Source organism: Nocardiopsis coralli (genome assembly GCF_014892575.1).
In the GTDB taxonomy this organism is placed as follows: Bacteria; Actinomycetota; Actinomycetes; order Streptosporangiales; family Streptosporangiaceae; genus Nocardiopsis; species Nocardiopsis coralli.
Window position 1 is genome coordinate 1 of the sequence record NZ_JADBGI010000046.1, and the last position, 10,041, is coordinate 10,041.

At 69.7% G+C, this 10,041-nt stretch carries 11 protein-coding genes; 5 read left to right on the plus strand and 6 right to left on the minus strand.

What is annotated here, in order from left to right:
- Positions 1 to 1,161 (minus strand): serine/threonine-protein kinase (locus tag IDM40_RS27510; protein WP_193125000.1); only part of this gene is annotated, 1,161 nt, incomplete at its 3' end.
- Between the two features lie 1,227 nt (positions 1,162 to 2,388).
- Between IDM40_RS27510 and IDM40_RS27515 the strand changes: the two genes are divergently transcribed.
- Positions 2,389 to 3,249: a helix-turn-helix domain-containing protein gene (locus IDM40_RS27515; protein ID WP_268959404.1), complete on the plus strand. Its 861-nt coding sequence runs from the start codon at positions 2,389 to 2,391 to the stop codon at positions 3,247 to 3,249.
- Positions 3,246 to 3,461 (plus strand): DUF397 domain-containing protein, encoded by a 216-nt coding sequence (locus IDM40_RS27520; RefSeq protein WP_328807147.1) that lies wholly within the window; start codon positions 3,246 to 3,248, stop codon positions 3,459 to 3,461. The genes IDM40_RS27515 and IDM40_RS27520 overlap by 4 nt, the downstream gene beginning before the upstream one ends.
- A gap of 232 nt (positions 3,462 to 3,693) precedes the next feature.
- Here IDM40_RS27520 and IDM40_RS27525 read toward each other — a convergent pair whose 3' ends face one another.
- Together IDM40_RS27525 and IDM40_RS27530 are read right to left on the minus strand one after the other, a co-directional pair.
- Positions 3,694 to 4,569 carry a LysR family transcriptional regulator gene (locus IDM40_RS27525; RefSeq protein ID WP_193125001.1) on the minus strand — a complete coding sequence of 292 codons (876 nt, stop codon included), beginning with the start codon at positions 4,567 to 4,569 and terminating at the stop codon, positions 3,694 to 3,696.
- 58 nt (positions 4,570 to 4,627) lie between these two features.
- Positions 4,628 to 5,377, minus strand: a complete 750-nt coding sequence (locus IDM40_RS27530) for an SDR family oxidoreductase (RefSeq protein ID WP_193125002.1) — start codon at positions 5,375 to 5,377, stop codon at positions 4,628 to 4,630.
- Positions 5,378 to 5,588: 211 nt separating this feature from the next.
- Between IDM40_RS27530 and IDM40_RS27535 the strand changes: the two genes are divergently transcribed.
- Together IDM40_RS27535 and IDM40_RS27540 are read left to right on the plus strand one after the other, a co-directional pair.
- Positions 5,589 to 5,912: a hypothetical protein gene (locus IDM40_RS27535; RefSeq protein WP_193125003.1), complete on the plus strand. Its 324-nt coding sequence runs from the start codon at positions 5,589 to 5,591 to the stop codon at positions 5,910 to 5,912.
- A 114-nt stretch (positions 5,913 to 6,026) separates the two neighbouring features.
- Positions 6,027 to 6,689 carry a histidine phosphatase family protein gene (locus IDM40_RS27540; RefSeq protein ID WP_193125004.1) on the plus strand — a complete coding sequence of 221 codons (663 nt, stop codon included), beginning with the start codon at positions 6,027 to 6,029 and terminating at the stop codon, positions 6,687 to 6,689.
- Positions 6,690 to 6,766: 77 nt separating this feature from the next.
- On the opposite strand, the gene IDM40_RS28490 is transcribed toward IDM40_RS27540, so the two are convergent.
- On the minus strand, positions 6,767 to 7,270 hold the full coding sequence (locus IDM40_RS28490) for a hypothetical protein (RefSeq protein WP_235998007.1): 504 nt from the start codon (positions 7,268 to 7,270) through the stop codon (positions 6,767 to 6,769).
- Positions 7,271 to 7,398: 128 nt separating this feature from the next.
- Positions 7,399 to 7,749, minus strand: a complete 351-nt coding sequence (locus IDM40_RS27550; RefSeq protein WP_193125005.1) for an ArsR/SmtB family transcription factor — start codon at positions 7,747 to 7,749, stop codon at positions 7,399 to 7,401.
- Positions 7,750 to 7,887: 138 nt separating this feature from the next.
- Here IDM40_RS27550 and IDM40_RS27555 point away from each other — a divergent pair, with 138 nt between their 5' ends.
- On the plus strand, positions 7,888 to 8,901 hold the full coding sequence (locus IDM40_RS27555; RefSeq protein WP_193125006.1) for an LLM class flavin-dependent oxidoreductase: 1,014 nt from the start codon (positions 7,888 to 7,890) through the stop codon (positions 8,899 to 8,901).
- A gap of 627 nt (positions 8,902 to 9,528) precedes the next feature.
- On the opposite strand, the gene IDM40_RS27560 is transcribed toward IDM40_RS27555, so the two are convergent.
- The gene (locus tag IDM40_RS27560) at positions 9,529 to 9,669 is read right to left on the minus strand and encodes a hypothetical protein (RefSeq protein ID WP_193125007.1); all 141 of its coding nucleotides are present in this window, start codon (positions 9,667 to 9,669) and stop codon (positions 9,529 to 9,531) included.
- Positions 9,670 to 10,041: the final 372 nt, after the last annotated feature.

Genomic DNA, 10,041 nt, shown 5'->3' on the forward strand with positions numbered 1-10,041 from the left:
GACCGCCCTCGCCCCGCCCCAATCCATCTGCATCGCCTCGGCCAGCGCGAACGGGTCGTCGTACTCGCGTCCCTGGAAGACGTAGGGCCGCACACCCGAGACGCGCCCCGGTTCAGGCGTGGACCGGGCCCCGGCAGCACCGTCGACACCGTCCGGGTCCACGGAACGCACACCGGAACCCGCACCCGCCTCCGGCACCCCGTCCGGGTCCGCCTCGGACCCCTCACGCGCCCGCGGCGGCAGCGAGATCCGCCCCGTCCCCACACCCTCGCCGTGGCTGAGCACCGCCCTCGAATCAACCACCTCCGTGGTGCCGGGCCCCTCGCCGGCACCTTCCCCGGCACCCTTTCCGACAGAAGACCCCCCGCCCAGGTCCTCGTAACCCAACAGCGAACCCAGCAACGCCCGCGAGCTCGGCCGCCCGGCGGGGTCCTTGGCCAGGCACCGCTGCACCACCGGGCGCAGACTCTCCGTCACCCCGTCCAGATCCGGCTCGTCCATGAGGATCCGCCGCATCACCGCCCCCTGCGAGGGCCCGGCGAAGGCGTCCGCCCCGGTGGCGGCGAAGGCGACGACCGCACCCCAGGCGAACAGGTCGATCGCGGGCGTGACGTCCTCGCCCTCCAACTGCTCCGGCGCCATGTACCGGGGTGTACCGATCAGCGCGCTCGCCGACGCACGTGTGCCCTCCAGCGCCCGGGCGATCCCGAAGTCGATGACCCGGGCCCCGTCCGGCGCGACCATGATGTTCTCCGGCTTGAAATCGCGGTGCACCACCCCCACCGCGTGGATCGCCGCCAGCGCGGTGGCCGTGGAGACCGCCAGCCGGTAGAGCGCGTTCTCCGTGTAGGGGCCCTCTTCGGCGATGACCCGGTCGAGGGTGCTCCCGGCGACGTACTCGGTGACGATCCAGGGCGGGGAGCCGTGCGGGTCGGCTTCGAGCACCTGCGCCGTGCAGAAGGACGAGACCTGCCGTGCCAGCTCGACCTCGCGCGCGAACCGTTCCCTGAAGTCGTCGTCCCTGGCGTGCCTGGGGTGCATGACCTTGACGGCGCCCTGTCTGCCCCGGCCGTCCTCGCCGAGGAAGACCGTGCCGAAGCCCCCTTCCCCGAGCGCGCGCACGAGGGTGTAGCCACCCACTTCGGAACCGACGTCGACCACTTGTGGTGCCTCCAGCGTGAGGGGGTATGGGGGCGGCCCCGGCCGAGCTGGGAAGGGCGGGGCATTGCGATCGTACCGAGTTCGGCGGCACCGGAAACAGCGACCGGGCGCAAATCCACACGAACGGGCAGACATCGCCCCCGAGAACGGGCGCCCCGCAGTGGGCTCGGGGTGATTTTGAGAAACGCTCCCCAGCCGCGCGCCGCCGGGGCTAGCATTGACTGAGTTCCGGCAGATCATGTTGCCCCGCCAGACGTCGGCGGTGCCGTAATACTGCCATTGCATCCGACACCCAGAACCCCGCGCGGACGTTTTCCCAACGGGTTCGAAGACCGAATTCCTGTGTGATAGACATATGAGCGCCGGGAAGCCGACACCCCCTCTCGAGCGAGGGGTCGGGTTCTCGGAGGAAGGGGCCTCTTTCCCGCTGATGTCGGGGGACTAATGGCGTGATGCGTCACGCCGGAGTGGGAAAGAGGTTCCCTCCACAATGGTCAGGGCGGCGAAAGTCGCCATGGGGAGGCCATGACCCAGGCCGTCACTCAGGGCCGAGGAAGATGTAGGACCGCCGCGGAACACGGTGGACCGGGAACGATGGGAACGGACGCCCGTCGCCCCGGTTCTCGAGGGAGACCTCCGTGTCCGCCTCGGCGGTTCCTCCGACGTTCCTCGGTCACGGGACGGGCCGGCCGCCGCGGTCGGTGCGTACTGGTGTGACGGCCCTACCCAGGGGTGGCCCCGGTGCTTGGGGGAGCATCGGGGCCGATCCCCGCCGGGCCGCTGTACGCCGTGGTGCTCCACGGCGTCTCGGCCTTTCGGCGATGCCGGGAGGACAGCTTGCAGAGGGGCTCCCGGCCCGCCCAGCGCACCGGGGCCGACGTCGCTACGGGGGCCGTCGGCCCCGGTGACCGCCGCCCGGTCGGGCTGCGCCAGGGGAGGGCGCTCACCCGCCGGTGACGGTGATGGGGAGAACGAACAAAAGCCCCCGTTCCAGGGAGGAGATCGGGGCGACGCGTTTCCGCTCGCCCGAAAAGTCGCGTGTATTCCAATACCGAAACAGAGCACCCGGGACACGACCGTACTGCCGACCCCGACAGCGGGTCCGGTCGGCGGGCCACGCCCGGAGAACGCCTTGCACACCGCATCGAACTTCGCAGAAGTGACATGACGGTCACCAAAAATTACATCCCACGAGAATCTCTGATTGAACGTTGCTAGGTTGCTGACATGAAACCCTCGTTCAGCCCCACGATCCGTCGCCGCCGGTTGGCGCGCATCTTCCGCGACCTTCGTGAGGAATCCGGGAAAACATTGGAAACGGTGTCGAAGGAGACGGGTGTCCCGAGGGCCACACTCGGCAAACTCGAGACCGCTGAACTCAAGCGCATCCGAGCCGACCAACTCGACGCCCTGGCAGGGCTGTACGAGTTCGACGACGACACCTGGGCGACCGTGCAGCAGCTGGCCAAGGACTCGGCCGAGCGCGGCTGGTGGGCCCAGTACAAGGACCTGTACGGCCGCGGCGACCTGCCCTCCTTCGAGGTCGAGTCGTCCTTCATCCGGGTCTACGAGTCGCAGGTCGTGCCGGGCCTGTTGCAGACCTCCGAGTACACGCGGGCGGTCTTCACCGGTACGAGCGCCTTCACCGAGGACAAGATCGCCCGACACATGGACGGGCGGCGCGAACGCCAGGCGATCCTGGAGCGCGAGCACCCGCCGGAGTACGCGGCCGTCCTGGACGAGTCGGCGCTGCGGCGCGTCGCCGGGTCCCCCGAGGTGATGCACGACCAGCTCCTGCACCTGGTCGAGCTGGCCAGGCGCCCCAGGGTGAGCATCCACGTGCTGCCGTTCGAGGCGGGGATGCACGGGGCGACCTTGGGGAGTTTCCAGATCATGGACTTCCCCGAGACCACCGACCCGAGCATCGGCTTCTCGGAGACGCCGACCTCGCTGGTCTTCGTCGAGGAGCGCGACGACATGCGGCGGATGGACTCGATGTGGCGTGAGGCGCACAGCGCGAGCCTGACCGCCAATCAATCCATCGAGTTTCTGGAGAGAGCCATCGAATTTCTGGGGGACAAATCGTGATAACGCCCGAATTCCGCAAGTCGAGCCTGAGCGGTGCCGGGCAGAACTGTGTGGAGGCCAAGCGTCTGAGCGCCCCGGGGCCGCCCCGGCGGGAACAGGTGCCCAGACCCGGGGTGGGGGTCCGTGACTCCCAACACCCGGACGAGGGGCACCTCTCCTTCCCCGACCCCGAGTGGGGTGCCCTCCTCGCCAGCCTCCGCTCCCCCGAGTAGAAGCCCCCGCAAGACCCCTCTCACCCCCAGGACAGAACCTCGACCACGCACAACTACGGTCCGCGGCCCCCGTGGCTCCCCGGTCACACCCGCTGGGCCGACCCCCGACAACTGAACGAACTCCCTCGAACCTGCCGGGGGCCGTACGACGGCCTCCGGCACTGTCATGTCCGGGGCGCTTCCGAACCCCCGGCCCGGGTTTCCGCCCTCGGCCCGGGATGAAAACCTGTCGTCACTCGGTGAACGTCGAGATGAACGCCTCTCGCGCATCGGAACTGCTGTGCCCGTGCCAGAGCGCGTGCAACGGCACGAAGAGCGCGGGTTCCAGCTCGAGCACCCGCACGGCCCCGTCCGCGGCGGGGCCCGGGTTCGAGGTGACGAAGGCGACGAGGCCCGTGTCGAGCACCGCCGTCACCGGCGGGGTCCCCTGGATGGGGTTGCGCTCGATGCGGGGTTCGAAGCCCGCGTCGCGGCAGTACCGGACGAGCAGGTCGGTGTAGTCGGAGTGGCCGGGTCTGCCCCAGACCATGATGTTCTCGTCGGCGAGGTCGGTGAGGGAGAGCGCCGCTCGGTCGGCGAAGTGGTGGTCGGCCGCCACTGCCACCCGGAGCCGGTGCCGGGTCAGGAGCGTGCGCGTGATCCCTCGGGGAGGCTGCATGGCCCGGCACAGCCCCACGTCGAGGTCGCCCGCCAGCAGCTGCTCCGCGAGTTCGTCCGGATAGCGCTGGTTGACCTGTGGGGCCAGGTCGGGGTGGGCGCGGCGGGCCCGGGCGAGCAGCACGCTGATCTCGTCGGCGGTCACGGCCGGGGTGTGGCCGATGCGCAGGGCTTCGGTCTCCTCACGGCCGATGTGGCGGGCCCGCCGGACCGCCAGGTGGGCCATCCCCCGCAGCACACGGGCGTCCTCGATGAGGGCCCGGCCCGCGGGCAGCACCGTGAGTCCGGTGCTGCCGCGGTCGAGCAGCTGCACGCCCACCTCGCGTTCCAGTGTGCGGATCGAGGTGGAGAGTGCCTGTTGGCTCAGGTGCAGGCTCGAAGCGGCCCGGGTGAAGCTGCCCTCCTCGGCCACGGCGATGAGGTGCTCCAGCTTGTTGAGGTCGACCCCCATGCCCCGCCCTTCGTGTCGTCGTGCGGACCTGCGCGCCCGCTTGCGGCCGGCCCGGCGCTCACCGGGTCGTGTACCCGCCGTTCGGGAACAGGGTCTGGCCGGTGAACCACCAGCCGTCCGTGCACAGGTGCTTGATGATGGGGACGATGTCCTCGAGCTGCGTCAGTTGGCCGCCCAACCCCTGGGACTTGTGGAACTGGACCCGTTCGGGCGTCTCCTGCGGGTAGAAGAACGGGGTGTCCATGGGTCCGGGCGCCACGGTGTTGACGGAGATGCCCCGGTCGGCGAACTCCTTGGCGGCTGCGCGGGTGAAGTGTTCCAGCGGGGCCTTGCCGCCGGCGTAGGTGGAGTATCCGTCGGTGAACGCCGCCTGCAGGGACGTTCCCAGGCTGACGATCTTGCCGTGGTCGTTGAGCCTGCGGCCGGCTTCCTGCAGGAAGAAGTAGGCGGCCTTGGCGTTGATGCCGAACATCTGGTCGTACTCGGCCTCGGTGGTTTCGAGGATCGGCTTGCGCAGGACCATCCCGGTCGTGTTCACCGCGACGTCGACGCCGCCGAAGGTGTCCACCGCCTGGTCGAACAAGCGCCGGACATGGGGAACCTCGGTGAGGTCGCCCTGGACGGCGACCGCTTGCGAGCCTTCCTCCTTGACCGCTCGGACCGTCTCTTCGGCCGCTTCCCGGTCGTTGTGGTAGTGCACCACGATCTGGGCCCCGGCCCGGGCGAACTCGGTGGAGAGCAGCCCGCCGAGGTTCTTCTCGCCACCTCCGATGACGGCGACCTTGTTCTGCAGGGTGTGCTCGGCCATGGTCGTGCTCCTGTCCGCTCTTGAGCGCATCGGTGCAGTTCAACGGGGTGTTTCCCGTACTGCTGCCGACGTTAGGCCCGGGGTGTGGCTCGGGGGAAACACGCGTTCCTGGTGGGTCCACAAACCCCGTGGATCACGCCCGGTCACCCGGCGCGACGTGCTTCCCCGATGTTCGCCGGACATGGCGCGGTGCCCGTCCTACGATCTCGGTGTGGCAGAGGTGAGAATCAGTATCGGCTTCGACCCGCACGAGGCCGAGCGCGTCAGGTCGCACGCGGACCGGGCCGGGATGGACGTGTCGTCCTACGTCGTCAACGCCGTGATCCGGCAGATGGCCGATACCGAGTCGACGGAGGCACAGTTCGCGGGTGTCGACGCGCTGATCGCCGACGCCGAAATGCGAGCCGATCAGTACGGTCCGCCCGACGCGGCCGACGCCCTGAGCGCGGAGGAGCGCCGTGAGGCCGACGAGGCGATGGGGCTGATCGACGGAACACGGGGAGCCGAGGGACGAAATCGCCGCGGCGGCGCGTAGCGCCCGCGTACCCGTCCGCCCTCCGGCTCCGGCGCTTCGGTACTCCGGCGCGAGCCGTCTCACACTCGGGCCACCGTTCACCTGCCGGTCGGCAGGATGCGAGAGCCTGGGGGTATGCGCGTTTTCCTCCTCCGACACGGACAGACACCCTCGAACGTGGCCGGCCTTCTGGACACCGGCCCGCCCGGCCCCGCACTGACCCGCCTGGGCGAGCGGCAGGCGGCGGCGCTGCCCGGCGCGTTCGCCGAGCGCCCCATGGACGCCCTCGTGGTCTCGAACCTGGAACGCACCCGTCTCACTGCGGCTCCTCTGGCCCACAGTTTCGGTCTGGACCCGGTGACGCTCGAGGGGTTCCGCGAGGTCGAGGCCGGTGACCTGGAGATGTCCTCGGACCGGGAGGCCCACCACGCCTACCTGGCGACGGTGTTCGCGTGGGCGCGCGGGGATCTGGAGCGCCGGGTTCCGGGCGGTCCGGACGGGCACACGTTCCTGGGCCGTTTCGACCGGTCGTTGGCGGAGATCGCCTCGCGCGGGTGGGACGACGTCGCGGTGGTCTCGCACGGCGCGGCGATCCGGTCGTGGGCCAGCGCCCGGGTGCGCGGCGCCGACCTGGAGATGATCGAGCGCACCCCGCTGGCCAACACGGGGCTGGTCGCGATCGAGGGCGACCCGGACTCGGGGTGGCACCTGGTGGACTGGAGCAGCCGGCCGCTCGGCGGCGCGCACCTGACCATGCCGGTGCCGGACGACCCCACGGGCGACGCCGTCGAGGCCTGACCCGCGGGGATCTTGCTACCAGAGCCGGGTTCAGCGCCGATCTTGGCTCCAGTAGCAAGATCCTCCGGGCCTCTCGATCACACGAACAGGTCGTCGACCGTCTCGATCTCGAAGAGCCGCAGCCCCCACCCCTCCAGCACGTCCAGGTCCTGGCAGGAACGGATGCGCCTTTCCTGCTCAGTGGAGGGCGCCAACGCACGCAGCCGGAGCGCCGTCAGCATGTGGCCGACCACCGCGCCCCGGTCGCCGTCCTGTTGAGCTTCTTGCCAGGCCCGGCCGAGGCCCACGTACCTCCGGGCGAACTCGCTGGCCCACCGGTAGCGGTCAACGGGCATGAGGCGATCGGCCAGTCCGTTGGGACCCTCGACCGCGTCGACCCCGGAAGCCCGTATCCGCCACGCTCGCAGGACGTCCAGGTCGTCGCAGTATCGGATCCGCTCCTCCTGCCGAGAGGTGACCACGAGACCCCGCCGTTCCAGGGTCCTCAGGATGCGGTCGGCCTCGGTCTCACGCAGGATCTCTTTGCGGCCGATCTCGATGTACTGCAGACACATGGACGTCTGCCCGTCGTACTTCGGCATCGCGCGGCCCTCCGCTTCGTTCTGCCCAGCGCATTGTCGCGGGCGAGTGACGGAGAGTTTGACACCTGGCACCGACAGTTGTCGCAAGCACGCTGCCTCCGGAACCGGGAATGGACCCCCGGCCCGCGTCAGCGGTCGTTACAGGTCAGCACCGTGCCCAGCAGCCCGGGGAAGCGCTCATCGAGCTCGTCGGTGCGCAGGGAGATGAAGCAGCGTGTGCCCTCGGTGCGGTTGCGCAACAGCCCGGCCTCGCGCAGGATCCGCAGGTGGTGGCTGAGCGTGGACTGCGCGATGGGCAGGTCGAGGTCCTTCCACGCGCGCTCGCCCTCGAGGAGACCGCCGTGGGCGCCGTCGCGGCTGCACCCGTGCACGGCCAACATGTGCACGATCCGCAGCCGGGTCGGTTCGGCCAACGCGGACAGCACGGTGACCAGTTCCACGTCGTCGATGTCGGGGTGACGGTGTGCCTTGGGTGCCAAACCCGGCCTCCTCTCACGGCCCCGGCCGTGTGGCGGCGGGCACCCGACGTGGCGTTTGTGTGTGCAGAGGCCCGAGTGTACCGTCGTAGTTCGATGTTCGTCGAACATCGAACTTCACCGTCCGGGAGGGGCCTCCACATGCCGTCCGATGTCGCACTGTCCGTGCTCGAACACGCCTCCGTCTCCGAAGGCTCCACGCCCGGCGAGTCCCTGCGCTCGGCCCGGGACCTGGCGCAGAACCTGGAGCGCTGGGGGTACAAGCGCTTCTGGTTCTCCGAGCACCACAACATGAGCGCCATCTCCACCGCCGCCACGTCGGTCGCGCTCGGGTTCGTCGCCGAGGGCACGTCCACGATCCGCATCGGGTCGGGCGGGATCATGCTGCCCAACCACGCGCCGCTCGTGATCGCCGAGCAGTTCGGAACCCTGGAGTCCCTCTACCCGGGACGCGTGGACCTCGGTCTGGGCCGCGCGCCGGGCACCGACCCGCGCACGATGCGGGCGCTGCGCCGCGACCACACCGCCTCGTCCAGCTTCCCCTCGGACGTGCAGGAACTGCAGGCCTACTTCGAGCCCTCCGTCCCCGGCCAGCCGGTGCGCGCGGTTCCGGGCGAGGGTCTGCGGGTGCCGCTGTGGATCCTTGGTTCGAGCCTGTTCGGCGCGCAGTTGGCCGCCCAGCTCGGACTGCCGTACGCGTTCGCCTCGCACTTCGCCCCGCAGGCGCTGCACGAGGCGCTGCGGGTCTACAACGCGACGTTCCAGCCGTCGGAGCAGGCGCCGAAGCCGTACTCGATGGCGGGTGTGAACGTGTTCGTCGCCGACACCGACGCCGAGGCGCGCAAGCTGTTCACGACGATGCAGACGGCCTTCCTCGGAACGCTGCGGGGTTCGCGCGGTCTGCTGGCGCCGCCGGTGGAGCCCTCGAGCCTGGACACGAAGTGGCGTCCGGGCGAGAAGGAGCAGCTGGACTCGATGCTGCGGTACTCGTTCGTGGGGTCGAAGGAGACGGTGAAGCCGCAGATCGAGGACTTCGTCGAGCGCACGGGCGTGGACGAGCTCATGATCTCGACGATGATCTACGACCCGCAGGCGCGGTTGAACTCCTACCAGGGGCTCGCGGAGATCTTCGAGCTCGAGGGCCCCAACCCGTAACCGGGATCCGGGGCAGGCAGAAGCACAGGTACCCCCTGCCGGCCGGCCCCGGGGCGACCACGAACAGACATACAGGTTGCGGGGCAGGCCGGGGTGCGTTCGGAGGCGCGGTCAGTGGGGTCCCGGAGCACCTCGGGCGAAAGATCCTGGGTGGTGTTTTGCGGGCTGGGTTCTGTGGTGTCGCCTCGGGGTGGTGGTTCGTCGGGGCCGGGATCTTAGCCCGGCCGGGCCTGCTCGCAACCCGCGTCGGCGCCACCCCCGACAGTTCTGGTTGGTTGGAGTGTGACGGCTTTCTGCGTGGTTGATCGGGGCGCCTCGGGGTGTGCGTTCCGGCCCTGTTCGCCGGGCTGACCCGACCCACCTCGACGAACCACCCGCTCCCCCGAGGCCCCGGCCAGCCCGAAGGAACGGGATCAAGGGCGAACGGCAACGGCTCACCCCCAGGGGTACTTCATTGCGACCAACGGTCCAGGTGTGTGCGTGGTGGCTCGCTCCTGCGAATGCACAACGGCACAAGCAACGGCAACGGCACAGGCACGCCCCCGCGCACTCCCGGCAGGGCATTGAGTCTCGGGGGTGACACGTGTGCGGATGGCCTCACGGGCCCCGCGCACTCCCGGCCAAGGCTCAGCCCAGGGATGGCCGGTGTGCGGCGGTGGCCTCCGGGCGGGTTGCGGGCGAGTCCGCCACCGGCCATCCCTGGTTGCGGGCGGCGCTGGTGTGCTCGGTGGAGCAGGTGTCCGGTTCTGTGTCGTTGGTAGTGCTCAATTAGGCACCAAAAACGTTTTCAGGTGCTCAATTGAGCACTATCAACCGCTGGGAACAGCCGCTGTCAGGCCGCTCGGGTCACGCGCAGGCTCACGTGTGATCCCGGTCCGGTGGGGCCAGAGCTGGCTGCCATGGGCGGGCATGCGCTGGCATGCGGTCGCATGCGAAGGGTGTGCGGTGGGCATTCCGTGGAGATTCTCCAGAGACGAAGCCTGGTGCCCGGTGCGTGGTTGGCGGTGGGCGGTGGGCGGTGGGCCTCGACGGTGCCGTCGCGGCAGTCGCCGCCCCAGCGTGCACCGCACCACTGGACCCAGGTCTGGAGATGCTCCGTCGACCTCGGTGGGGCCCGGTTGAACTCCGGCCCGAGACAAG

Bases quoted from the DNA above. Each gene is read 5' to 3' on its own strand.
- IDM40_RS27515 (WP_268959404.1), top strand. From the start codon at position 2,389: ATGAAACCCTCGTTCAGCCCCACGATCCGTCGCCGCCGGTTGGCGCGC.
- IDM40_RS27525 (WP_193125001.1), bottom strand. From the start codon at position 4,569: ATGGGGGTCGACCTCAACAAGCTGGAGCACCTCATCGCCGTGGCCGAG.
- IDM40_RS27530 (WP_193125002.1), bottom strand. From the start codon at position 5,377: ATGGCCGAGCACACCCTGCAGAACAAGGTCGCCGTCATCGGAGGTGGC.
- IDM40_RS27540 (WP_193125004.1), top strand. From the start codon at position 6,027: ATGCGCGTTTTCCTCCTCCGACACGGACAGACACCCTCGAACGTGGCC.
- IDM40_RS28490 (WP_235998007.1), bottom strand. From the start codon at position 7,270: ATGCCGAAGTACGACGGGCAGACGTCCATGTGTCTGCAGTACATCGAG.
- IDM40_RS27555 (WP_193125006.1), top strand. From the start codon at position 7,888: ATGCCGTCCGATGTCGCACTGTCCGTGCTCGAACACGCCTCCGTCTCC.